General features: G+C 65.9%; 26 protein-coding genes and 1 tRNA gene. 12 read left to right on the forward strand and 15 right to left on the reverse strand.

Annotated elements, in window-relative coordinates:
* Positions 1–87: 87 nt before the first annotated feature.
* Together ASG20_RS11075 and ASG20_RS11080 are read right to left on the reverse strand one after the other, a co-directional pair.
* On the reverse strand, positions 88–1,065 hold the full coding sequence (locus ASG20_RS11075) for a hypothetical protein (RefSeq protein WP_056051993.1): 978 nt from the start codon (positions 1,063–1,065) through the stop codon (positions 88–90).
* 351 nt (positions 1,066–1,416) lie between these two features.
* A complete protein-coding gene (locus tag ASG20_RS11080) occupies positions 1,417–2,430 on the reverse strand; it encodes a zinc-binding alcohol dehydrogenase family protein (RefSeq protein WP_056051995.1) in 1,014 nt (337 codons plus the stop codon).
* Between the two features lie 152 nt (positions 2,431–2,582).
* Between ASG20_RS11080 and ASG20_RS11085 the strand changes: the two genes are divergently transcribed.
* The 3 genes from ASG20_RS11085 to ASG20_RS11095 are packed head-to-tail and all read left to right on the forward strand — an operon-like array spanning position 2,583 to position 4,691.
* On the forward strand, positions 2,583–3,794 hold the full coding sequence (locus ASG20_RS11085) for a toxic anion resistance protein (RefSeq protein WP_056051998.1): 1,212 nt from the start codon (positions 2,583–2,585) through the stop codon (positions 3,792–3,794).
* A gap of 5 nt (positions 3,795–3,799) precedes the next feature.
* Complete coding sequence (locus tag ASG20_RS11090; RefSeq protein ID WP_231420230.1) at positions 3,800–4,507, forward strand: hypothetical protein; 708 nt, start codon at positions 3,800–3,802, stop codon at positions 4,505–4,507.
* Between the two features lie 4 nt (positions 4,508–4,511).
* Entirely contained in the window at positions 4,512–4,691 is a 180-nt protein-coding gene (locus ASG20_RS11095; RefSeq protein WP_056052001.1) for a hypothetical protein, read from the forward strand.
* A gap of 119 nt (positions 4,692–4,810) precedes the next feature.
* Here ASG20_RS11095 and ASG20_RS11100 read toward each other — a convergent pair whose 3' ends face one another.
* The 4 genes from ASG20_RS11100 to ubiA all read right to left on the reverse strand — a co-directional run bounded on the left by ASG20_RS11100 (position 4,811) and on the right by ubiA (position 8,928).
* On the reverse strand, positions 4,811–5,683 hold the full coding sequence (locus tag ASG20_RS11100) for a hypothetical protein (protein WP_056052004.1): 873 nt from the start codon (positions 5,681–5,683) through the stop codon (positions 4,811–4,813).
* A gap of 154 nt (positions 5,684–5,837) precedes the next feature.
* Positions 5,838–6,602, reverse strand: coding sequence for a 3'(2'),5'-bisphosphate nucleotidase CysQ (locus tag ASG20_RS11105; RefSeq protein ID WP_056052006.1), 765 nt, complete (start codon positions 6,600–6,602; stop codon positions 5,838–5,840).
* 43 nt (positions 6,603–6,645) lie between these two features.
* Positions 6,646–7,992, reverse strand: coding sequence for a TldD/PmbA family protein (locus ASG20_RS11110; protein WP_056052009.1), 1,347 nt, complete (start codon positions 7,990–7,992; stop codon positions 6,646–6,648).
* Positions 7,993–8,001: 9 nt separating this feature from the next.
* A complete protein-coding gene (gene ubiA, locus ASG20_RS11115) occupies positions 8,002–8,928 on the reverse strand; it encodes a 4-hydroxybenzoate octaprenyltransferase (RefSeq protein WP_056053074.1) in 927 nt (308 codons plus the stop codon).
* A 97-nt stretch (positions 8,929–9,025) separates the two neighbouring features.
* On the opposite strand from ubiA, the gene ASG20_RS19675 reads away from it, so the two are divergent.
* The 3 genes from ASG20_RS19675 (at position 9,026) to ASG20_RS11130 (ending at position 11,625) form a co-directional block, all read left to right on the forward strand.
* Complete coding sequence (locus ASG20_RS19675; RefSeq protein WP_168371625.1) at positions 9,026–9,187, forward strand: hypothetical protein; 162 nt, start codon at positions 9,026–9,028, stop codon at positions 9,185–9,187.
* A 238-nt stretch (positions 9,188–9,425) separates the two neighbouring features.
* On the forward strand, positions 9,426–10,166 hold the full coding sequence (locus tag ASG20_RS11125) for a 16S rRNA (uracil(1498)-N(3))-methyltransferase (protein WP_056052015.1): 741 nt from the start codon (positions 9,426–9,428) through the stop codon (positions 10,164–10,166).
* Between the two features lie 85 nt (positions 10,167–10,251).
* Complete coding sequence (locus ASG20_RS11130; protein ID WP_056052019.1) at positions 10,252–11,625, forward strand: glutamate--cysteine ligase; 1,374 nt, start codon at positions 10,252–10,254, stop codon at positions 11,623–11,625.
* A gap of 172 nt (positions 11,626–11,797) precedes the next feature.
* On the opposite strand, the gene ASG20_RS11135 is transcribed toward ASG20_RS11130, so the two are convergent.
* Positions 11,798–13,078 (reverse strand): methyltransferase family protein, encoded by a 1,281-nt coding sequence (locus ASG20_RS11135; RefSeq protein ID WP_056053077.1) that lies wholly within the window; start codon positions 13,076–13,078, stop codon positions 11,798–11,800.
* A 155-nt stretch (positions 13,079–13,233) separates the two neighbouring features.
* Here ASG20_RS11135 and ASG20_RS11140 point away from each other — a divergent pair.
* A tRNA-Gly gene (locus ASG20_RS11140) sits at positions 13,234–13,307 on the forward strand.
* A gap of 22 nt (positions 13,308–13,329) precedes the next feature.
* On the opposite strand, the gene ASG20_RS11145 is transcribed toward ASG20_RS11140, so the two are convergent.
* From ASG20_RS11145 to groES, 6 genes are all read right to left on the reverse strand, one after another.
* Complete coding sequence (locus tag ASG20_RS11145) at positions 13,330–13,731, reverse strand: winged helix DNA-binding protein (RefSeq protein ID WP_056052022.1); 402 nt, start codon at positions 13,729–13,731, stop codon at positions 13,330–13,332.
* Positions 13,732–13,753: 22 nt separating this feature from the next.
* Positions 13,754–14,212, reverse strand: coding sequence for a hypothetical protein (locus tag ASG20_RS11150; RefSeq protein WP_056052025.1), 459 nt, complete (start codon positions 14,210–14,212; stop codon positions 13,754–13,756).
* A gap of 34 nt (positions 14,213–14,246) precedes the next feature.
* Positions 14,247–14,606, reverse strand: coding sequence for a hypothetical protein (locus ASG20_RS11155; RefSeq protein ID WP_056052029.1), 360 nt, complete (start codon positions 14,604–14,606; stop codon positions 14,247–14,249).
* 2 nt (positions 14,607–14,608) lie between these two features.
* The gene (locus ASG20_RS11160; protein WP_056052032.1) at positions 14,609–15,205 is read right to left on the reverse strand and encodes a sigma factor-like helix-turn-helix DNA-binding protein; all 597 of its coding nucleotides are present in this window, start codon (positions 15,203–15,205) and stop codon (positions 14,609–14,611) included.
* 340 nt (positions 15,206–15,545) lie between these two features.
* Positions 15,546–17,189, reverse strand: a complete 1,644-nt coding sequence (gene groL / locus ASG20_RS11165) for a chaperonin GroEL (RefSeq protein WP_056052034.1) — start codon at positions 17,187–17,189, stop codon at positions 15,546–15,548.
* Positions 17,190–17,309: 120 nt separating this feature from the next.
* Positions 17,310–17,597, reverse strand: coding sequence for a co-chaperone GroES (groES, locus tag ASG20_RS11170; protein ID WP_056052039.1), 288 nt, complete (start codon positions 17,595–17,597; stop codon positions 17,310–17,312).
* A 491-nt stretch (positions 17,598–18,088) separates the two neighbouring features.
* Here groES and sppA point away from each other — a divergent pair, with 491 nt between their 5' ends.
* Positions 18,089–20,032, forward strand: a complete 1,944-nt coding sequence (gene sppA / locus ASG20_RS11175) for a signal peptide peptidase SppA (RefSeq protein ID WP_082470897.1) — start codon at positions 18,089–18,091, stop codon at positions 20,030–20,032.
* Positions 20,029–20,640 (forward strand): GNAT family N-acetyltransferase, encoded by a 612-nt coding sequence (locus ASG20_RS11180; RefSeq protein WP_082470950.1) that lies wholly within the window; start codon positions 20,029–20,031, stop codon positions 20,638–20,640. Before sppA ends, ASG20_RS11180 begins: the two co-directional genes overlap by 4 nt.
* A 322-nt stretch (positions 20,641–20,962) precedes the next feature.
* On the opposite strand, the gene ASG20_RS11185 is transcribed toward ASG20_RS11180, so the two are convergent.
* Complete coding sequence (locus ASG20_RS11185; protein WP_056053081.1) at positions 20,963–21,601, reverse strand: trimeric intracellular cation channel family protein; 639 nt, start codon at positions 21,599–21,601, stop codon at positions 20,963–20,965.
* Between the two features lie 160 nt (positions 21,602–21,761).
* On the opposite strand from ASG20_RS11185, the gene ASG20_RS11190 reads away from it, so the two are divergent.
* A complete protein-coding gene (locus tag ASG20_RS11190) occupies positions 21,762–22,067 on the forward strand; it encodes a glycine zipper 2TM domain-containing protein (RefSeq protein WP_056052047.1) in 306 nt (101 codons plus the stop codon).
* A 106-nt stretch (positions 22,068–22,173) separates the two neighbouring features.
* Complete coding sequence (locus tag ASG20_RS11195) at positions 22,174–22,602, forward strand: OsmC family protein (RefSeq protein ID WP_056052049.1); 429 nt, start codon at positions 22,174–22,176, stop codon at positions 22,600–22,602.
* Between the two features lie 57 nt (positions 22,603–22,659).
* Here the strand turns inward: ASG20_RS11195 and ASG20_RS11200 are convergent, their stop codons facing one another.
* Complete coding sequence (locus ASG20_RS11200) at positions 22,660–22,881, reverse strand: hypothetical protein (RefSeq protein ID WP_056052052.1); 222 nt, start codon at positions 22,879–22,881, stop codon at positions 22,660–22,662.
* 111 nt (positions 22,882–22,992) lie between these two features.
* Between ASG20_RS11200 and ASG20_RS11205 the strand changes: the two genes are divergently transcribed.
* A complete protein-coding gene (locus ASG20_RS11205; RefSeq protein WP_156364246.1) occupies positions 22,993–23,721 on the forward strand; it encodes a hypothetical protein in 729 nt (242 codons plus the stop codon).
* Positions 23,722–23,777 lie beyond the last annotated feature (56 nt).

The following is a 23,777-nucleotide window of genomic DNA, read 5'->3' on the forward strand; positions in this document are numbered from 1 at the left end:
TGTATTCTCTTGATCGAGGAACGGGGTTGGCGCGCGCCATAGCGTAATTGTTGCGCCGCGGGAAGACGCAGCGGCATTTCGTCGCCTTTAGAGGGAACCTCCGCGGCGCTTGTATGTTCCGGCGGCGAGAATAGCACGGGGATCGCGGACCGCCAGCATTGCCCTCAGCGCGGCGCGTTTGTCGGGCGCGGCGGCATAGTAACGTTGCCAGATCCGCAGCCCCATCCAATAGCCGAGTTCGGGCGGCCAGCCGGCGGGCGGCGTGGAGTAGTTGCCGATCCAGCGGGCGTACGCCTTGGCTTCGGGCGAGCCTTCCTCCGGGTCGTCCTTGTCGGTGAGCTTGCGGGTGAGCGCGATGTCAGCCTGCATCTGGCGCCAGAGTTCCGCCTCGCGAGGGGTGGCCCAGGCGGCGCGGGCGGCGTCTGGCTCCTCGCCGGTGACGAGTTGCGCGATGAAGTCCGCCGCGCCCTCTACGAGGATCGCGGTGAGCAGGGGATCGCGGGCGAGCGTCATGCCGGCGTCCTGCTGGAAGGAATGCACCGTCTCGTGTGCGAAGAAATGGCGGAGCGTCTGGCGGAGCTTCTCGGGCGTCGGCGACATGCGGCACAGAACTTCGAGGCCGAGTACCTGGGCGCGGGGCTTGGCGGTGCCGCCGGAGGTGTTCGCGCCGAAGACTATATAGACCTGCGGGAGCTTCACGTCGGGGAGCGCGCCTTGAAGGCCGAGATAGATCGCGCGGAGATCGGCGGTGGCGGTCTTGGCGGCGGGGAGGCAGGTCTTGATCGCCTGCGCGTAGCGGGTGGGGTTGGCCGCGATGGCGTGCGCGAGATTGTCCGCATCGACGATCCGGCCGGGGGTGAAGACGCCGATCCCGAAACTGCCCTTGTCGAGATAGTCGCGTTTGAGTTGCGCGGTGGTCGGCTTGCCCTTGGTCTTGGCGAAGAGGGTCGCGAAGCGGTCGGCGTCTTCGGTGTGGATAGTTGCGGTGAGCGGATCGGCTGGCGGGGGACGATTCGTGGCCGCCGCGGGGAGGAGGGCGAGCGCGAGGATCAGCGGGCGAAGCATGGTGCAGAGTATCGTGTGTTTGCCAGGGTGCCAGAGCGGATATCGCAATCCTCCCCCGTCAGGGGGAGGTGTCGCCGAAGGGGACGGAGGGGGAGGACACGAATCCGGCGTGGTCGCTTGCCGCTCCTCCGTCAGGCTACGCTGCCACCTCCCCCTCGCGGGGGAGGATCGTGAGGTGGCGGCGACATGCAACGCCCCACCCTCCATTCCACCCCGGCGAAGGCCGGGGCCCAATTGGAAAGGTGGCAATAATGGAGCGCCGCCATCCGTTAGCAACCTCCCCCAATTGGGCCCCGGCCTTCGCCGGGGTGGTGGCCTAAGTTAACGCAACGCTCTGGAAAGTCGGAAGGCTCAGAACCCCGCCAGCACGATCTTCCCCTTGGCCGTATAGCTCTCGATCCGCGCATGCGCCTTCCGCAAATTCGCCGCGTCGATCTTCCCGAAATTCTCCGCGAGCGTCGTCCGGATCGTCCCCGCATCCACCAGCCGCGCGACCTCATCGAGCAACACCCCCTGCTCGCCCATGTCCGCGGTCTGGAACAGCGAGCGCGTGTACATCAGCTCCCAGTGGACCGAGATCGACTTCTGCTTGAGCGGCACGATGTCGAGCGTCTTCGGATCGTCGATCAGCGCCAGCCGGCCCTGCGGCGCCAGCAGCTCGCCGATCTCGGCGATGTGCTCGTCGGTATGCGTCGTCGAGAACACGAACCCCGGTGCGCCGATCCCCAGCGCCTCGACCTGCGCGGCGAGCGGCTTGCGGTGGTCGATCACGTGATGCGCGCCGAGCTCCTCGACCCAGCCGCGCGTCTCGTCGCGCGACGCGGTGGCGATCACGGTCAGGTCGGTGAGCTGCCGCGCGAGCTGGATCGTGATCGAGCCGACCCCGCCTGCCCCGCCGATGATCAGAATCGCGTTCGCCGCACCGGGAACGGGTTTGCGCACGTCGAGCCGGTCGAACAGCGTCTCCCACGCGGTGACCGAGGTCAGCGGCAGCGCCGCGGCCTGTGCCCAGTCGAGCGACGTCGGCTTGTGCCCGACGATGCGCTCGTCGACGAGGTGGTATTCCGAATTGGTACCGGGTCGGTCGATCGCACCTGCGTAGAACACTTCGTCGCCAACCTTGAACCCGGTCACGTCCGCACCGACCGCGACGACGACGCCCGACGCGTCCCAGCCGAGCACCTGTGGCTTGCCGTCGGAATCTTCGCGACGCTGGCGGATCTTGGTGTCGACCGGGTTGACCGAAACCGCCTTCACCTCGACCAGCAGGTCGCGCCCCGCCGCTTCGGGCTTGGGGAGGTCGAGGTCGACGAGCGACTGCGGATCGTCGATCGGAAGCGACTTGGTATAGCCGATGGCGCGCATGCTGGAACTCCTGTGATGTCGCCGACAAGCTGTCCACGCGGCCGCTCGGTTTCAAGGAGAGCAGTTGGCAAGCCTGAGTGTATTATCTATATACGCCAGTTGAACGCGGGGCGGGTTGCAGCCACCATGCCCCACCGAACGGAGACACGAGCATGGCGACGACCCCGAACACGCTGACGGAAGAGCCGGGCCTGGTGCTGACCCCGCCCGATCCGGTGCCCACGGTCGCGGCCGCAAAGGCGTCCGGCCTCGTGCCCGTCGATGCCGGCGTGAAGTCGCAGCTCGAGGAGCGCGTGTCGGGCTTCGTCACCGATCTCGTCGCGCAGGACGTCAACTCGCCCGAATTCGGCAAGCGAGTCGATGCGATCACCGCGATGGGCGCGAAGGAGATCCGCGAGGCCGCCGGCCAGTCGAACCGCTTCCTCGATCGCCCGGTCAAGGCGATGGATCAGGAGACCGGCGTCGGCAAGGACCTCGCCGAACTGCGCCGCGTCGTCGAGGATCTCGATCCCGGCAAGAAGGGCAACCTCACCGCGCCGCAGAAGCTGTTCGGGATCATCCCGTTCGGTGGCAAGATGCGCAATTATTTCGACGGCTATAAGTCCTCGCAGACGCACATCGCACAGATCCTGAAGAGCCTCGGCTCGGGCAAGGACGAGCTGCTGATGGACAATGCCGCGATCGATACCGAGCGCGCGAACCTGTGGGCCGCGATGGGCCGGCTCGAGCAGATGATCCATCTGTCGAAGACCATGGACGCCAAGCTGGAGGACGTCGCCAACGACCTCGACCACACCGATCCCGCCAAGGCGAAGGCGATCCGCGAGACCGCGCTGTTCTACACGCGCCAGCGGACGCAGGACCTGCTGACGCAGATGGCGGTGACCGTGCAGGGCTATCTCGCGCTCGACCTGGTCAAGAAGAACAATGTCGAGCTGGTGAAGGGCGTCGATCGCGCGTCGACCACGACCGTCTCGGCGCTGCGCACCGCGGTGACGGTGGCGCAGGCGCTGACCAACCAGAAGCTGGTGCTGGAGCAGATCACCGCGCTCAACACGACGACCGCGAACATCATCGATTCGACCGGCAAGCTGCTAAAATCGCAGACCGCGCAGATCCATGAACAGGCGGCGTCGGCGACGATCCCGCTGGAGACGCTGCAACGCGCGTTCCAGAATATCTACGACACGATGGACGCGATCGACGTGTTCAAGCTGAAGGCGCTCGATTCGATGAAGGTCACCGTCGGCGCGCTGTCGAACGAGGTCGATAAATCCCGCGGGTATATCGCGCGTGCTGAAGGCGCGACGCAGGGGCAGTTGGGCGGACCTTCCGCCAGCCCGTTCAAGCTGGAGGCGATGTAACCCTCGTGAGCGAAGTCGACGACGCCATCGCCAGCGCCCGTGCCTCCTGGTCGCGCATTTCCGACGACCGGACGGGCACCGTCATCGCGCGTGCGCCGTCACGAGGGCGGGCGAGGCAGACGCAGGCGATCGGCAAGCGACTGACCCGGATCGCGGTCGCCGACGTGTCGATCCTGATCGCGGCGATGGTGATCGGCTGGATCGTACCGCTCGGGATCGGCGGCGCGATGCTGGTGATGGCGCTGCTGGTCGCGGCCACGGTGCTGTTCGCGGTCTGGCCAGCGGAGCGCGCCCCAACGCCCGAACGGCTCGCGGCGGTCGACATCCGTGCCCTCCCCGCGCAGACCGAACGCTGGCTGGAGGCGCAACGCCCCGCCCTCCCCGCACCCGCGATGACGCTGGTCGACCGGATCGGCCTGCGCCTCGAAACGCTGACGCCGCAGTTGGCGACGCTCGACGCGAACACGCAGGAAGCGGTCGACGTGCGGAAACTGATCGGCGAACAGCTCCCCGCCTTCGTCAAGGATTACGAGAAGGTGCCGGCGTCGCTCCGCACGACGCCGCGCAACGGCCGCTCGCCCGACGCCGAGCTGGTCGACGGCCTCAAGCTGATCGAACAGGAGATCGGCGAGATGACCGCCCGCCTTGCGCAGAGCGACCTCGACAATTTGTCGACTCGCGGTCGCTTCCTGGAGATGAAGTACAAGGATTGAGGCGGTGAAGCGCACGCGGCTCAGCGTCTGCCGCAGGAAGGCACGCTTCGTATCCGAAGCCGACGCGCTCGTCGTGGCGCAGACCGGACGCGTACCGCTGAGGGCCTATCGCTGCGATCGGTGCCTCCAGTTCCACCTGACCAGCCGGACGAAGGGCAAGCGCGTGCCTGGGTCGCCGACATGATTTCGATCGAAGAGGAAACCGCGTGGTCGGGGCAGACCGAGCCTGCAGTATGAGGCTGATTCCTGAAGTTCGCGCGCAGGGATGAACGCGCAGCAAGATAATCGCTTCATCGGCGGAGGTTATTTCGGCCCATTCTGTTTTTTCGTCGTTTTCATGCTCCTCGCGATACTCGAAGCCTGCCACAATGCGTCATGATTAGGCGATGTGGTGTATAGACCGCTTAGATAGTCCTGATCGAAACGCGTGATACTCGTCGGCGCGACGGTCGCGTCTGCGAACAGCGACAGGATCGATGTCGTCGGCGCGGGACGTCCGAGCCCCGGTCGGGCGAGCGCCACCATCGCCACATAGTCGGACAGGGCATCCAGCTTGACCGATCCTATCTGCGCAGGATCGACAATCACCAGCATGGACGACACGATACCGCGCGTGATCTCGTTGATCCGTGTCGCGCTGCCTGTAAAACCCGACGAAGCAGCGGATGGCAGTGCCCCATCCTTGAAATATCCATTCAACGCCGACGACGCATTTGTCGCCGCACCCTCGTATGTCGTGCCGATCCACCGGACCGGCTGTTTTGGCTGACGGAAACGGTCGAGACGCGCCGATCCCTCCCTGCGCAAGGTGATCGGATATTTGTCCGCCACCCTTTTGGCGACCGCGTCCGCCTGCGGCGACACCACGATCAGGATCGTCGGCGAGCATCCCGGCTTGCCACTTCGAAGATGGACCGAATTGGCGACCTGCGCGATCCGGTCATTCATCATCTGCGCCTGCGCGGCATCGAGGCCGATGACCCCCGTACAGATCTGCCGATCCCACCGCGGCAACTGGTGAGTCGGCATGGGATCCGCCAGACGCTTGACGAAGTCGCGGATGACCGCCTCATTGCGTCCCTCGACGACGATGTCCGGCTTGACCGGACCCGGTTCGGTCGCAGCTTGAGGCGCTATCGCCTGGAGCAGGATCGCGATCGACACGGACAAGGACATATCTTCTCTCCGGCGCCGCTCCGGTTATCAGAGGACCACAACACAGGATAAGACGGATACATCGACGTGGCGTCAACCGGCGGTCCATTCGCGGTAACGACATTGGCCGATTTTGAACCTTGTCCGTCAGCCAACGCGGGGGGCCAAGCAGTCGCTACTGCAACTGTACGCGAGCGCGATCGGACAGCCGTTCTACGGCCGCGGCGTGGATGCCCGCCACGCTCGTCAATACGCCAAACGCCTGCGGTCTTGGCTTGTTGAATACGAGTGGCGCGCCCAGCGCATCGCTGACCGTCGCACCGGCTTCGCTCGCGACGAGGACCGCGGCGGCGATGTCCCATTCGTTACCCCAGCGGAGCGTGGCGACGAGGTCGGCTTCGTCGGCGGCGACCATCGCTATGCGGAGCGCGATCGAGTTGGGTTTGTGGACCATGACGAGGTCGCGGTCTACTTTAGGGAGCGCGTCGACGGGGGTCCGGCTGCCGACGACCTCGGCACGGGTGCCGGCCTGTAGCGGCACGCCATTGCGGGTGGCGCCCTGCCCTGCCACTGCATGCCACCGTTCGTCGCGCGACGGTGCTTCGAGAATGCCGATCACCGGCTTGCCGCGATCGACCAGCGCGACCGAAACGCACCAGCCGGGCCTTGCGCGGATATAGTCGCGCGTGCCGTCGATCGGGTCTACCACCCAGAGCAGGTCGTGCGCGAGGCGGTCGGCGTTGTCGGCGGTTTCCTCGGAGAGCCAGCCGGCCTCGGGGAGCAACGTCGACAGCCGCGCCTTGAGCATCCGGTCGATCGCGATGTCGAGTTCGCAGACCGGGCTGCCGGGGGTCTTTTCCCAACGCTGGAAGTCGGTGTCGAAGCGGTCGAGCGCCATCGCACCGGCCTCCGCGGCAATACCCGCGACGGCGTCCGCCATCGCGCGAAGCCATGCCGGCGACCGTTCCGGCCCACGCCGCCGGTCAGCCACTCGCCACCGTCATGCCCTCCACGCGCAGCGTCGGCACGTTGACGCCGTAGCGGAATTCGAGGTCGTTGGCGGGGGTCATCGCGAGGAACATGTTCTTGACGTTACCGGCGATCGTGAACTCGGCGACCGGCGTGGCGATCTGGCCGTTCTCGATTCTGAAGCCCGCCGCGCCGCGGCTGTAGTCGCCGGTCACGCCGTTCGCGCCGCCGCCCATCAGTTCGGTGACATAGACGCCCGACGTGATGTCGGCGATCAGCGTTTCGAGCGGCACGTGGCCGGGCTCCATGAACACGTTGCTGGTCGATACGCCGGGTCCGCCGCCGACGCCGCGTGCTGCATGACCGGTGGGCTCGAGGCCGAGCTGGCGTGCCGATGCGGAGTCGAGCAGCCAGCGTTCGAGCATGCCGTCCTCGATGATGTCGCTCGGCGAGACGGGCAGGCCTTCGCCGTCGAACGGGCGCGAGCGCAGGCCGTGAGGGCGGTGCGGATCGTCGCGGATGGTGATGCCGTGCGCGAAGACCTGGCTGCCGAGCGAATCGAGCAGGAAGCTGGTTTTCCGCGTGATCGCCTGCCCCGAGATCGCGCCGAGCATGTGACCGACCAGCGATCCGCCGACGCGACGGTCGTAGACGATCGTCGTGGGGCCGCTGACAAGGCGACCGGGGTTGAGGCGCGCGACGGCCTGCTCGCCGGCGCGGCGGCCGATCGCTTCGGGCGATTCGAGATGTGCGCGGAGGCGGGCGCTGCTGTGTGCATAGTCGCGCTGCATGCCGCCGCCTTCGCCTGCGAGCACGCTGGCCGACACGCCGTAGCCGGTCGCGGCATAGGCGCCCGCGAAACCGTGGCTGGTGGCCAAAGCCCAGACGCTGCGCGAGGCGCTGGCGCCGCCGCCTTCGCTGTTCGAAACGCCGGGGACGGCACGGGCGGCGTCTTCGGCTTCGAGCGCGGCGTCGCGGAGCTGCTCGGGGCTGGCTTCGCCGCCGTCGTCGAGACCCAGCATTGGCGTGATGCCGTGAAGGAGGCGATCGGCGGGAGCCAGACCTGCCCAGGGGTCTTCAGGGGCTTCGCGCGCCATCGCCACCGCGCGTTCGACGAGCGCGTCCATCGCGGCGGTCGACAGGTCGGAGGTGGAGACGCTGGCGGAACGCTGGCCGACGAACACGCGCAGGCCCAAGTCTTCGCTTTCGGAGCGGCCGATATCCTCGAGCTTGCCGAGGCGGATCGACACGTCGAGCGCGGCATCGGCGGCGAAGACCGCGTCGGCGGCGTCGGCGCCCGCCGCCCTCGCGCGCTGGACGATGTCGTGGGCGCGGTCGCGGGCTTGGTCTGGGGTCAGCATATCAGCGACTTAAGGATGCAGGCTCGTGCCGACAACCACGCAGGCGAGGAACATCAGCAGTCCAGCGAAACGGTTCGCGCGGAACCGGGCGAGCGCGGCGGTGCCGGCGCCTTCGTGCGTGTCGGGTTTGAGGGTGGCGACCTGCCAGGCGAGGTGGAGCGCGACGGGGACGAGGGCGGCGATGGCGAGCGGGTCGGGGCGGACTTGCCAGAAGGCTGCGGCCCATAAGGCGACGGCGGCGACGTAGAAGATTCCGACGCCGGCCTTCACATGCGTACCCATGCGGAGCGCGGAGGAGCGGATGCCGATCATCGCATCGTCCTCGCGGTCCTGCAGCGCATAGATCGTGTCGTAGCCGATCACCCACGCGATCGAACCCGCGTAGAGCAGCCACATCGGCGCATCGAGCGCGCCGGCGATGTCGCTCCAGCCGACCAGCAACGCCCAGGAGAAGACGATACCGAGCCACGCCTGCGGCCACCAGGTGATGCGCTTCATGAACGGGTAGGCGGCGACGGGTGCGAGGCTCGCGAGCGCGACGATCGCGGCGAAAAAGGTCAGTTGCAGCAGGACGACGAACCCGATCAGGCAGAGCGCGACGAGCCAGACCCAGGCGAGCGCGATCGAGACGAGCCCGCTCGGTATCGGTCGGGCGCGGGTGCGGGAGACCTGCGCGTCGAGGTCGCGGTCGACGATGTCGTTGAAGACGCACCCCGCGCCGCGCATCGCGATGCTGCCGAGGAGGAGCCAGAGGATCAGGTCCCAGCGCTCGACTGCGCCACCGGCTAGCGCGACTCCCCAGGCGCCGGGCCAGAAGAGCAGCCACCAGCCGATCGGGCGGTCGAAACGGGCGAGCAGCGCAAGGCCGCGGAGGGTTGGCGGGAGGCGACCGACCAAGCCCTTATGCTCGCTGTCGGGAACGATTTCTTCGTGCATCGGCTTGGTCTGCATGCTGGGGGCGTAGGAAGACGGGGTTTGGCGCGCAAGCCTTTGCCGGGTACCGGTGGGGTGTGACGCGTTCGGACCCTCCAGCATGATCGGCCTTTCGGTTGCGGTCGGCCGCTTCGTCGAGGCGTTGTTCTGGGGAATATTCCGGGTCGCCGGGGCAGTTGCGGGTGCCTTGATCCTTGGAGTGGTGGTCCTGGTTGTGGCTTGGGTGATCGCGCGAAAAATGTGGGCGCGGCGGAGACGCTGAACGCCCCTTCTCGAAAAGGCGCGCCCTCAAATCCTCCCCGGCACGGGGAGGGGGACCGTTCGCCTCTGGCGAAGGGTGGAGGGGGATCGCCGCGAACGTAACGCTGGCGTAGGGCGAAGCACGCGCCGCAACCCTTGTGGAAGACGCTGAACGCAAGCGCTTCTCGCGTGGAATCCCCCCTCCACCAGCTTTGCTGGTCCCCCTCCCCGTGCCGGGGAGGATTTGCTAGAGGCGAGTTATGCCTGCAACCCCCGCTTGGCCGCCGCAGTCCACGCCGCGCCTCTTCGTCGATACGCCGCTCGCGCCCGGTCCGCTCCAGGTCGATGGAGCAGCGGCGCATTATCTCGTCGGGGTGATGCGGATGAAGATCGGCGATCCGGTGAAGCTGTTCGACGACCGGACTGGGGAATGGCTCGGGGTGGCGTCGAGCGTCGGCAAGCGCGATCTGGTGCTCGACGTCACCGAATTGCTGCGTCCGCGCGAGGACGTGCCTGACCTATGGCTCTGCGCCGCGCCGCTTAAGAAGGGCCGGGTCGACTGGATGGCGGAAAAGGCTTGTGAACTGGGCGTCGCGCGGCTGGTGCCGGTGGTCACGCGGCGGACGATCGTCGACAAGCCCAATACCGAACGCCTGCGCACGCAGATGATCGAGGCGGCGGAGCAATGTGGGCGCACCGCGCTGCCCGAGGTGGCCGAACCGGTGAAGCTCGCCGCGTTACTGCGCGATTGGCCCGAGGACCGCGCGCTGTTCTTTGCGGATGAGACCGGTGGCGTACCGGCATTGGAAGCGATGCGGACGCGACCAGGACCGGCGGCAATCCTGATCGGGCCCGAGGGTGGCTTCGATGCCGACGAACGCGCGGCGATCCGCGCGCATCCGAATGCGGTCGGGATCGGGCTGGGGCCCCGCATCCTCCGCGCGGAAACCGCGGCAGGCGCTGCCGTCGCCTTGTGGATGGCGGCGGCGGGCGACTGGTAGGCGTCCCGACCGCCACGAAGACATCGGTACCGATTGGTCCGGATACCCTCTAGCACCCTCGTTCATCGACGCGTAAGGCGCGGCGATGACGACGATTCCCGCTCCGAAAAAGACCAGCCCGACGATCGAGTCGCGCGACCAGTTGATCGCCAGCTTCGCGGGCGGCGAAAAGCCGAAGGACGCATGGCGAATCGGCACCGAGCACGAGAAGTTCGTCTACGCGAACGGCGATCACCACGCCCCGTCCTATGACGAGCCAAGCGGCATCCGCGCGCTGCTCGGCGAGCTGGAGCAATATGGCTGGAAGCCGGTCATGGAGGGCGGAAACGCCATCGCCATGTCGGGCCCCGACGGCAGCATCAGCCTGGAGCCTGCAGGCCAGTTCGAGCTGTCGGGCGCGCCGCTCGATTCACTGCACGAGACCTGCGCCGAGACCGGGCGTCACCTCGAGCAGGTGAAGGCGGCGGGCGAAAAACTCGGCATCGGGTTCCTCGGGCTCGGCATGTGGCCGGACAAAACGCGCGCCGAACTGCCTACGATGCCCAAGGGGCGCTATGCGATCATGTTGCGGCACATGCCGCGCGTCGGCAGCATGGGGCTCGACATGATGCTGCGGACCTGCACGATCCAGGTGAATTTGGACTACGCGTCCGAGACAGACATGGTGAAGAAATTCCGCGTCGGTCTCGCGCTCCAGCCGCTCGCGACCGCGCTGTTCGCCAACTCGCCGTTCACGGAAGGGCGGCCGAACGGCATGCTGTCGTATCGCAGTCATATCTGGTCCGACACCGATCCGCACCGCACCGGCATGCTGCCGTTCGTGTTCGAGGATGGCTTCGGCTACGAGCGCTACGCCGAGTACGCGCTCGATGTGCCGATGTACTTCGTCTACCGCGAGGGCAAGTATATCGACGCCGCCGGGCTGTCGTTCCGCGACTTCCTGAAGGGCGAATTGTCGGTGCTGCCGGGCGAGAAGCCGACGCTCGACGACTGGACCGATCATCTGTCGACCGCCTTCCCCGAGGTACGGTTGAAGACCTTCCTCGAAATGCGCGGCGCGGACGGTGGCCCGTGGAACCGGATCTGCGCGCTGCCGGCGCTGTGGGTCGGGCTGCTGTACGATCAGGGTGCGCTCGATGCGGCGTGGGACCTGGTCAAGGACTGGACGATCGACGAGCGTCAGGCTCTGCGTGACGCGGTGCCGAAGCTGGGGCTGAACGCGCCGATCGCCGGTGGCGGAAAGCTGCGCGATATCGCGGGGCAAGTGCTCGACATCGCCGGTGCGGGGTTGTCGGCGCGCGCGCGGTTCAACCGGGCGGGCGATAACGAGACAGGCTTCCTCGATCCGCTGCGCGAGATCGTGCGGAGCGGCAAGGTACCGGCCGAAGTGCTGCTGGAGAAGTATCACGGCGTCTGGGGCGGCGACGTTTCGAAAGTGTACGACGAATCGAGCTTCTAATCGCCCCTTCGCTTGCGGGGGAGACTAGCCCGCACGTCTATCGTCATCCTGACGAAAGTCAGGATCCAGAGCCATTAACGGCTGTCCCTGGTGACCCTGGATCCTGACTTTCGTCAGGATGACGGACGCGAGGTGGCTTATGTCCTCGCCAGATCCGGAAAGTTCTCGGTCCTCAGGCCTTGCCCTTGATCCTCGCGAACAGCCGTGGCACCGAGCCGTTGCGCGTCATCCAGTCGAAATAGGCGCGATAGTCCGGGTCGAGCTTCAAATGCCGCTCCTCGGTCTTCGCCCGCCAGAAATACACCCCGCCGACCGCGGCCAGCAACAGCGTCGCCCTCGCCGCATCGACGATGCTCCCGGTGGTCAGGATCGGGATTGTCGAGATCCACCAGAACAGGTTCTTCGACAGATACGCCGGATGCCGCGAGATCGCGTAGGGCCCGTGCGTCAGGATGCCGCGATTGGTCAGGTTGGAGAAGCGGAAGCCGAACGCCATCGTCGCCCAGGCATATATCGCGGTCAACGCGACCAGCACCGCACCGATCAGTGCGAGCAGCACCGGATGCCCCTGGAACCAGTACGCCCAATCCGACGTGCACGGGTGATAATCGAGCGGACCGCCGTCGTTCATGAGGATGAAGGGCGGATAGCACATCAGCGCCGCCATCCACGCCGCCGCGAACGGGTTGGCGCTGCGGATGTGCGAATCAAGCGGGCGGCACGTCAGGATATAGCCGACCGTCGCGAACGCCACGTCGATCAGGAACATGAAGGTGATCAGCCAGTTCGCCAGCGCGACGGGATCGTGCAGCACCGACTGCAGGTCGCCGCGCACGAACGTGGCGAACCCCGGCGGGACGATCGCCAGCATGAAGGCTAGAAAGAAGGTCTTCACACCCCAGGCACGAAGATGGCCGTAGATCGCTTCGGGCTCGACGCCCGCCTGCCCGGTCATCCAGCCGCCGAGGTGCCAGGCGCCGTCGCGCGGTTCGATCAGATGGCGATCGATCCAGAGCACATAGGGGATCGATGCGACGAACAGGATCGGCGCGGCGTTCGTGAAACACCACATCGCGAACGCGAAATTACCCTGCCAGTATGATCGCACGGTTCCGTAGATGACCGCGATTGCGGCCCATGTCGCCCACAGTCCCGCGAGCTTGGTCAGGCTCGTGTCGAGCGTCGTGCGCAAGGGTTTGGGGGCGGACCAGTCGATCCCCGTGCTCGCGTTGCGATGGACCTTGTCGACCAGCAGCGACCAAGCGACCATCGGCAGCGCGCATGCGACGACGTTGACCAACGCCGAATAGGGGCCGTCCAACCCATACCGACGCGCGATCCCCAACCAAACGAAGATGCCGATCAGGCCGCAGAGGCCGGCGCCGCCGCTGACCGCGGAGCGCGGGCGTGGATCGGGCTGGGGTCGAGCGGAAAGCGCATCATCATGATCCATCGCCATCGTCCGTAGCGCGGAATGGTAAGCAACGCGTGAACCATCTGGCCCTTTGCGAGCGAGGCCTCGCGGCGTAACTGCCAGGAGGCTGCCATGTGGGTGCTTGCGCCGACCGCGCGGCGACGCTAGTTCGGGGCTTCGCTACGGCGTGCCGAGCGGGTGTAGTACAATGGTAGTACAGCAGCCTTCCAAGCTGAATACACGGGTTCGATTCCCGTCATCCGCTCCAGCATTCCCTCATGTCGGCACGCTTATACGTCGACCATGCGCGCAAGCAGGCCCGTCATCCGCCTGCGCCCGAGCGTCGTAAGCTGGACGTGGGAGCGGCGGCCGTCGCGTTCGTCGCGCGTCCGCTCGACGAGTCCCGAATCCTGCAGCATCGTCAGATACCGCAGCGCCGTCGCCGAGGGTGCGCGCGCGCCGATGCACACGGCCGATACGCTGAGCCGAAGGCCGTCGTCGTCGGAGATGAACAGGTCGAGCAGGATATCCCATGCCGGTTCGGAGAACAGGCTGGTGCCGAGCAGGTCGTCGCGGATCTTTCTCATGGCGTAGAGACGCCGCGCGACCTCGACCAGAGCCGGGTCGTGCAGGATAGGCAGTGGGCTGTGTTTCAGCGCGATGCCGGAAACGATTGAGGATGCGTAGGTCATGTGCGCTGTATCCGATTACGCTTCAGCGCATCGTCGGATCCTGGCGGCTCCAATCGAGATCCCAGCCCCTTGCCCGGATTCGTCGCGAGTGCCTGGCTGTCCCGATCACGAGAAGCAGAACGATGGGGTAACTCCAGGCTGCGGAGAGCAGCGCGTAGACGAGCCGGATCACGTCGGGGCTGATCGCCCTGGCCAGATGAGCCCCGGTGCCCAGCGCATGCAGCGCGGTAACCCAGGCCGGCCAGAAACGATCGGCGCTCAGCGTGATCCCGATCATCACCGCAAGCAGCATCAGGTCGACGATCATGACGCCCAGTTCCAGCCCCGAAAACAGCGAAGGAACGTTGCGCTCGACGATACCGGTCGACACTGCCGCAAGCAGCAGTGCCAGACCCGTAAGCCGCTCCGGTGCGCCACCCCGAAGGATCGCGTAGGCCGAAGCCGCCAGTTGTATCGAATAGAAGATCCAGACCCGATCCAACTTTAGCCTCCGAAGCAGGACCGAAATCGGCCAATCAGGCCACCGCTGCCAGACGCAGCGGCGTCTCGGCGCGCAGTGCGCCTTCGTTAGGCGGGCATTGGGCGGTATCGCCGTAACCGTAGAACTGGCCCAGCCCGATATCCGTCCGCACCTGGACGAGCGCCTGATGCGCTTCGACGAACCGCTGGCGGGCGTTGATGATGTCGAGCGACGCCTGCGAGATCATCTGCAGGGCGGCGACGCCCGTGCCGACGGGCAGGTTGGCGGCGACGCGCTGTTGCAACAGCGTTGCGACGCACGACGCGGCGAGCATGGCTGCCTCGTCGACCGCGGCTTCCGCCTTCAGGAATTGCTGTGTGACCGCGTCGGTCGCGGTGCGGCGTTCTTTCAACATCGTTATCTCCCCCGTGGCGCCGCCGTTGACGGGCCATGTATCGGAGCAGCGTGGTCGCGGTTCGCCCGCAACAGGCTGGTCAGCGTCATCGCCATGTTCACGAGCGCCATCGAGGTGATGGCAATCAGGCCCATGAGTCCGATCAGTCTGACGATCCTGTCGCCTCTCGAAACCCGGTTTCGCGCTGCGCCGATCGGCCCGCTCTGCTGGGACAATCCCATAAAGCGGCGAACGAGCCCCCATGGCTCGATCTGGTCGACCTTTGGGGGTGCGGATGGGGGGATGGGAACGTCGATTGGTTCGGATGGGAGCCGTTCGTATGTCAGAATGGGTGTATCGGTCGGGTCTGCCGCATCAGGCGCAGGGCGCTCCTGCGTGACGACATTGCCGTCCGCGCCCTCATGCTCCTGAAGCCGACGCGCCGCCTCGAACCGCGTGCCGACGCCGAGAATCTGGATCGCGCGCTCGATCCGCTTGTCGATCGCCGATGGCGAGACGCCGAAGATCGCCGCGATCTCCTTCGAATTGTGATGCGTCAGCACCAGCCGCAAGCAGGCGCGCTGAGCTTCTGTCAGTTGATCGATGCGTCCCCCGGTCATGCCCGCGTAGTAGCGCTATCGCGCCGCTGTTGCACCTGCCGAGTGTTCGATGCGGAACGATGTTTCGGGAAACTGAATGGTATACGTATTGGCCAAGTTCTGGCCGAAACGGTCCCGTTGCTTGGCACATGCTTGGGTAAGGCGACAAGTTGCTGGGATGACGTACAAAGGGCCGGGGATCGCTCCCCGGCCCTTTGCCTTGGTCGATGTGTTTGGCTTGGAACCGAGCATCGGCGGAGCCGCTGCTGTCGTCGGACGGGATCGGTGGCTTGCGCCGCCGACCCGCCGGCCGTCCTTGGGCAAGATCGTATCCAAAGTGGCTGCGATCTCGCCCTTCGGATCAGAAGTCCATGCCGCCCATGCCGCCCATGCCGCCGCCGCCCATGGGCATGGCGGGCTTGTCTTCGGCCATTTCGCTCACGGCCGCTTCGGTCGTGATCAGGAGGCCTGCGACCGATGCTGCGTTCTGCAGCGCGGTGCGGACGACCTTGGTCGGATCGATCACGCCGGCTTCCACCAGGTTCTCGTACGTGTCGGTCGCGGCGTTGAAGCCGATGTTCGAGTCGTTGCCGTCGAGCAGCTTGCCCGAAACCACCGCACCGTCATGACCGGCGTTCTGCGCGATCTGGCGAACCAGAGCCGTCAGCGACTTGCGGACGATGTCGATACCGCGGGTCTGGTCGTCGTTTGCGCCTTCGAGACCGTCGAGGGCCTTGGTTGCGTACAGCAGAGCCGTACCGCCGCCGGGGACGATGCCTTCTTCGACGGCTGCGCGGGTTGCGTGCAGCGCGTCGTCGACGCGGTCCTTGCGCTCCTTGACTTCAACTTCCGACGAACCACCGACCTTGATCACGGCAACGCCGCCGGCAAGCTTGGCGAGACGCTCCTGGAGCTTCTCCTTGTCGTAGTCGCTGGTCGTGTTCTCGATCTGCTGGCGGATCGCTTCGGTGCGGCCCTTGATCGTGTCGTGATCGCCGGCACCGTCGACGATGACGGTGTTGTCCTTGTCGATCGTGACGCGCTTGGCGGTGCCGAGCATGCCGAGCGTGACGGTCTCGAGCTTGATGCCGAGGTCTTCCGAGATCATCTCGCCCTTGGTCAGGATCGCGATGTCCTCGAGCATCGCCTTGCGACGATCGCCGAAGCCCGGTGCCTTGACCGCTGCGACCTTCAGGCCGCCGCGCAGCTTGTTGACGACGAGCGTGGCCAGAGCCTCACCCTCGATGTCTTCTGCGATGATCAGGAGCGGACGACCCGACTGGACGACGGCTTCCAGGATCGGGAGCATCGCCTGCAGGTTCGAGAGCTTCTTCTCGTGGATCAGGATGTAGGGATCCTGAAGCTCGACGGTCATCTTCTCGGGGTTGGTGATGAAGTACGGCGAAAGGTAGCCGCGGTCGAACTGCATGCCCTCGACAACGTCGAGCTCGAATTCGAGACCCTTCGCTTCCTCGACGGTGATCACGCCTTCCTTGCCGACCTTCTCCATGGCTTCGGCGATCTTCTCGCCGACTTCACGGTCGCCGTTCGCCGAGATGATACCGACCTGCGCCACTTCCTTCGAACCCGAAACCGGCTTCGAGCGCGCCTTGACGTCCTCGACGACCTTGATGACGGCGAGATCGATGCCGCGCTTCAGGTCCATCGGGTTCATGCCCGCTGCGACCGACTTCATGCCCTCGCGAACGATGGCCTGCGCCAGAACCGTCGCGGTGGTCGTGCCGTCACCGGCGATGTCGTTGGTCTTCGAGGCCACTTCGCGCAGCATCTGCGCACCCATGTTCTCGAACTTATCCTTGAGCTCGATCTCCTTGGCGACGGTGACGCCGTCCTTGGTGATGCGCGGTGCGCCGAAGCTCTTGTCGATGACGACGTTGCGGCCCTTGGGGCCCAAGGTCACCTTGACTGCGTCGGCGAGAATGTCGACGCCGCGGAGGATGCGCTCACGCGCGTCACGACCGAATTTTACGTCCTTGGAAGCCATGTCAGCTGCCCTTTCAAAAAAGTGAAGTACAGGAAGTGCAGACGCTGGCGCGGAATTCGCGGCCAGCATTTCTCGGCCCGTTCACGTCAGCATGACGCCGACGATCCCGAGCCCGTCGGGTCAACCGACGATGCCGAGAATGTCCGATTCCTTCATGATCAACAGGTCTTCGCCGTCGACCTTGACCTCGGTGCCCGACCATTTGCCGAACAGGATCTTGTCGCCGGTCTTGACGTCGAGCGGGGTGATCGTGCCGTTCTCGGCGCGGGTCCCGGTGCCGATGGCGACGACTTCGCCTTCCTGCGGCTTTTCCTTGGCGGTGTCGGGGATGATGATGCCGCCAGCCGTCTTCTCTTCGGCTTCGAGGCGCTTCACCAGCACGCGATCATGCAACGGACGAAAGTTCATGGGGTCCATGTCCTTTTGGATTGTGACAGATTTCTGGCACTCGAGGTTATCGAGTGCCAACGGACGGCATATGTGCCTCGGGGTGCGGCATGTCAAAGGTTCCGGGGGTGAAATTTTTTCGGGCGGGCGTGGTATTCGGGCATCGTGGCTGAGGGGGCGTGACGGTACTGCTGAGTACTGCCGTTCTCCTGCGCACGCAGGAGTCCAGGATGACGGAGGGCGGTGCTTGGTATCCTGGGCTCCTGCGTCCGCAGGAGAACTAGGAGAGTTGGGTCGATGCTGCCTTCTGCTCCCCTTCCGCTTGCGGGAGGGGTCGGGGGAGGGGTTTCTTGGGCGAAGCATTCGTAGGACTCCCCTCCCCTAACCCCTCCCGCAGGCGGGAGGGGAACTGTGTGGCGGTTGGGGTAGATGGGCTGGCTTGAACCGCTCCTGTGTTGGACGCGTAATACAGGGCATTTACCTGTGCGCCCCGTTGCTCTAGCTCTCGTGCCATGACCGATACCGCTGCGCCGTCCTACGCCCCCTCCTATGTCGACCCTGCCCGCCCGCCGCGGAAGAAATGGCGGCTCGTGCGCGGCGTGTGGAAGTCCCTCGTGGCGATCAAGGACGCGCTCGTCCTGATCGCGATGTTGCTGTTCTTCGGGGTGATCTTCGCGGCGCTCAACGCACGGCAGAGCACGACGGTGATCAAGGACGGCGCGCTGGTGCTCGACCTCAACGGCTCGATCGTCGAGCAACCCGAGGAGCAGGCCGCGTTCGCGGCACTCTCGGGGCAGAGCCGGACGCGGCAGTTTCGCCTGCGCGACGTGGTGCGCTCGATCGACACCGCGCGGACGGATGCGCGCGTGAAGGTCGTAGTGCTCGATCTCGACAGCTTCGGTGGCGCCTATCCCGCCGCACTCGGCGAGGTCGGCGATGCGCTGGCGCGGGTGCGGGCGAGCGGCAAGCCGGTGCTGGCTTACGCGACCGCGTACACCGATGGCGGCTATCGCCTGGCAGCGAACGCGAGCGAGATCTGGGTCAACCCGCTGGGCGGCACGATCTTCATGGGGCCGGGCGGCAACCAGCTCTATTACAAGGGCCTGATCGACAAACTTGGCGTCAACGCACACGTCTACCGCGTCGGCCGCTACAAGTCGTTCGTCGAGCCCTACACGCGGGCGGACCAGAGCGACGACGCGCGCGCTGCCAGCACCGCGCTGTACGGCACGCTGTTCGCGCAGTGGCGCGAGGCCGTCGCGAAGGCACGACCCAAAGCGCAGATCGCGCAATTCATGAGCGCCCCCGATAAGGTGATCCTCGCGGCGAACGGCAACATCGCCGAAGCGAATTTGCGCGCTGGGATCGTCGACAAGCTCGGTGATCGGACCGCGTTCGGGCGCCGCGTGGCGGAGATTGCGGGCAGCGACGCCAGCAAGCCGGCCGGCAACTACACCGCGATCAAATACGATGCTTGGGTGAAGGCGAACCCCCTCCCCACCGCGGGCGACGCGATCGGCGTGCTGACGATCGCCGGCGACATCGTCGATGGCGAGAGCGGCCCCGGCAAGGCGGCGGGCAAGACGATCGAGAAGGCGGTGCTCGACGGGCTCGCCAAGAAGACGCTGAAGGCGCTGGTGGTGCGCGTCGATTCGCCGGGCGGATCGGTGATGGCATCGGAGCAGATCCGGCTCGCGATCCTCGAAGCCAAGCGCCAGAAGCTGCCCGTGGTCGTGTCGATGGGCGGCATGGCCGCGAGCGGTGGGTATTGGGTGTCGACGCCTGCCGACGTGATCTTTGCCGAGCCCGGCACGATCACCGGCTCGATCGGCATCTTCGGCGTGGTGCCGACGTTCGAGAACACGCTCGCCAAGATCGGGGTGACCAGCGACGGGGTGAAGACCACGCCGCTGTCGGGCCAGCCCGACGTCACCGGCGGAACCACGCCGATGTTCGACGCGATCGCACAGGCCGGCATCGAGAACGGCTATCGCGAGTTCCTCGCGCGCGTCGCCGCGTCGCGCAGGATGACGCCGGCGCGGGTCGACGAGATCGGCCAGGGGCGCGTCTGGGATGGTGGCACTGCGCGCCAGATCGGGCTGGTCGACCGGTTCGGGACGTTGCAGGACGCGATCGACGAGGCGGCCAAGCGCGCCAAGCTCGATCCCGCCAAGGTCCACGCCGAGTATCTGGAGAAGAAGCCGGGCTTCCTTGCGGCCATCGCGCAGGATTTCGGCAATGACGGCGACGACGATGCAGGTGGTGGCGACGCGTTCGCGCATGTCGCGGCGGATCGTCGCCAGATGCTCGCACGGGCGGTCGGCGACATGAAGCGGCTGGCGACGTCGGGCTCGATCCAGGTCCGCTGCCTGGAGTGTGGTGGGATGGGACCGACGACCGCAGACATCGGCGATGCCAAGCTGCTCGACCTGCTGCTGGCACGGATCGGGTTCTGACGGTGGTCCCCGCGTCTCGGGCAGTTGGCAACGGCGGCGGGATCGTCATTCGGGCGGCGGTCCCCGAGGATGCCGCGTCGATCGCGGCGATCTATGCGCCGCACGTGCTGGTCGGGACGGTATCGTTCGAGACCGAGGCCCCGGATGCGGGCGAGATGCGCGCGCGGATGGCGGTGTCGGACGGGCTGTACCCGTGGCTGGTCGCAACGATCAGGGTAGAGGGCGGCACCGAGGGTGACGTGCTGGCGTATGCCTATGCCTCGGCGTTCCACAAGCGCGAGGCGTACCGGTTTGCGTGCGAGACCACGATCTACGTCGCGGACGCGGCGCAGCGCCAGGGTGCGGGGCGGCTATTGTACGAGGCGCTGATCGATACGCTGCGGGCTCAAGGGTTTACGCAGGCGATCGGGGCGATCGCGCTGCCGAACGACGGCTCGATCAAGCTTCATGAGGCGGTCGGGTTTCGACGCGCGGGGGTGTACCGCGAGGTCGGGTACAAGAACGGGCAGTGGATCGATGTCGGGCATTGGCAATGCGCGTTGAACGAGCCTGCGATGCCGCCGGTCGAGCCGAAGCGTTTTGCGGATGTTGGCGTAGTGCGGGGGTAAAGCGACGCTTGTCACCTGGACAAAGCTCGCGCGAACTACCCACCACCCCGGCGAAGGCCGGGGCCCAATTGGCGAGGTTGTAGTAAAGTAGCGCGGTCCGTCGTTAGCAACGTCCCCCAATTGGGCCCCGGCCTTCGCCGGGGTGGTGGCGGTGTTGGGAGGTGCTTTCTCCAATGAGCAGAGATAAGGCCGACGAGTGGTAACTATCGGTTCAAGTCCAACCACCGCCCCTCCCCTCCTTGTTCTCCCGCGAAGGCGGGAGCCCAGACTGTGTCCCCGCCTTCGCGGGGACACAAGGTGATTGCGTGGTAAGCTTCGTGAGTCAGCGGCGTCCACCATACGCAGGCAGCGCTAGGTGGAAGCGGATGGCGGCCGCCCTCAGCGTGAACCCGGCACTCGCCGCGATCACCGCCGCCCACACCAGCGGCACGCCCACCAACACCAGCCCGACATAACTCGCCGCCGCGAGCGCCGCCGCGGTCACGTACAGCTCCGGCCGCATCAGGATCGACGGCTCTCCCGCCAGCACGTCGCGGATGATGCCACCGACGCATGCGGTCATCACGCCCATCAGCGCCGCCGGCACCGGCGGCACGCCGTAACCGAGCGCCTTGGCCGCGCCGTACACCGCATACGCCGCGAGCCCGACCGCGTCGAACCAGCCGAGCGCTTCGCCCTTCCACCACCGCTCGGGCGTCACCCAGATCAGCAGCGCCATGCCGAGGCACACGCTGGCCGCCCGCGCGTCGTGCACCCAGAATACCGGCGCGCCGATCAGCAGGTCGCGCACCGTACCGCCGCCGACGCCGGTGATCAGCCCGAAGAACACCAGCGTCACGAACGTCTGGCCTCGCTTGGCTGCGGCAAGCGCGCCCGACGCGGCGAACACCGCGAGGCCGGCGAGGTCGAACCACGGCGCGGCGACGGGCAGGATCTCGACGGGCAGCGGAACGGGCAGCATCAGGGCGGCGTAATCGCCTGACCCAAGACGGTAAAGCGGAAGTGCGAGCGCCAACGCGATACACCGAACAAACATGAACGCGGTGTTGTTTTCGGTTCATGAAACCGTCGGTATAGTCCCCTCGTTACATCATCAGATCAATCAATACGGGAGTTTATCCATGCGTAAGTTCATCCTCGCACTCGGCCTCGGCGCAATGGTCCTGCCAACCGTCCTGATCCCGGTTTCGGCCGCAGACGCGCGCGATCGTCGCGAATGGCGTGGTCGCGACGGCCGCGTCTACTGCAAGAAGAACAATGGCACGACCGGCACGATCATCGGCGGCGTCGGTGGCGCACTGCTCGGCCGCACGGTCGACACCCGCGGCGACCGCACGGTCGGCACGCTGGGCGGCGCCGTGCTTGGCGGTCTCGCCGGTCGCGCGATCGACAAGGGCACGAGCAACAACGACCGTCGTTGCCGCTGACACTCATCGGCTAAATCAATGTCGCTATTTCGGTAGTTGCGCGTTGTGGAAGGGCGTCGTGGGAAACCGCGACGCCTTTTTTCTTGTCCGGTGAAGGATCAAAACGATGACCACACGCAGCGGTTCGGCGAAGTATGAAGGCCTCGGCAAGGACGGCAAGGGTCATGTCTCGACGCAGTCGGGCGTGCTCTCGAACAACCCCTACGGCTTCAACACGCGGTTCGAGAACGAGCCCGGCACCAACCCCGAGGAGCTGATCGCGGCCGCGCATGCATCGTGCTTCACGATGGCGCTGAGCTTCGCGCTCGCCGGCAAGGGGTATGAGGCCGGCACGCTCGAGACGTCCGCCAAGGTGACGCTCGACAAGGATGGCGACGGGTTCAAGATCACCAAGTCGGCGCTGACGCTGAACGCGAAGGTCGACGGCATCTCGAAGGAAGAGTTCGAGGCGATCGCCGCGGACGCCAAGGCGAACTGCCCCGTATCGAAGGTGCTCAACGCCGAGATCACGCTGGAGCATAACCTCGCCGCATAACGGCGGGTAATTTTCGCAATAAGGAGGGCCCGGTGGAAACGCCGGGTCCTTCTTGCGTCAGATGATCCCGCCGCCGAGGCTGAGGCGGAGCGCGAAGATGATGATCAGCACGATGTTGAGATTGCGACCGCCGCTGCTCGATGACAGCGCGCCGACCGCGGCGCCGACGATCCCGATCGGGATGACGAGCCAGTTCATCCAGCCAAGCAACGGAATGAACGCGACAAGGCCAAGCACCAGGGTGACGAGGCCGATGAGGATCGAGACGATGTTCAGCATGGGGTGAACATGGCGAGTCGCGGGGGTTCGGGCAAGATCGGCGTCACGCGCTCGATTGGGGACATGCGGAAAACGCTTTCTTCACCGTCTTTCGCGCATAGGATGGCGGTGATGAGTTTTCCCTTGCGCCCCGCCCTGATCCTTTTGCCGCTTGCGCTGGCCGCATGTGGAGGGTCGTCGACCGACCAGCAGGATCTCAACAGCCTCGATGCCGAGCTGACCAATGGGACGCGCGATCCAGCGGTGGGCGAGTCGCTTGGCGCACAGATCATGGTCGATCCGCGACTGGCGCAATCGGCGAACACCGGTGGAACGCGCCCGCAGCAGCAGACCGGACCGGGCGCAGTCCCCGCGGACGTGGCGTTGCAGAAGGATCCGGTCGATCCGGCGATGCTGAAGCGCGCACCGGCGGCATCGAACGACTGCCCCGAGTGCAAATCCGCGGATGGCGCACTGACGCTGGGCGCGCTCGCGGAGCGGCAGAAGACGCCCGACGCTGGGGTTTGCGCGAGGAAGATCAGTTATTCGGCGGGATGGGCTAACCGGTTGCCAGCGGCCCTGCCGCTATATCCGGCGGCGCGGCTGACCGAGGCTGCTGGGGCGGATCGCGACGGGTGCCGCTTGCGCCTAGTGAGTTTCGCGAGTGCGGCGCCGATGCAGAAGATGCTCGACTGGTATTTTACGAAGGCTAGCGCGGCTGGATATTCGGCTGGGCATAGCACCGACGGCAAGCAGCATGTGCTGGGCGGGGTTCGGGGGAACGACGCTTATGTGGTGTACGTGACGGCAAGGGCTGGTGGCGGGAGCGATGTGGATCTGGTGTCCAACGCTGGGCGGTGAGGTCTTTCGCCCCTCCTCCATGGCTTTGAAGTGCACCACCCCGGCGAAGGCCGGGG

The organism is Sphingomonas sp. Leaf198, assembly GCF_001424005.1.
In the GTDB taxonomy this organism is placed as follows: Bacteria; Pseudomonadota; Alphaproteobacteria; order Sphingomonadales; family Sphingomonadaceae; genus Sphingomonas.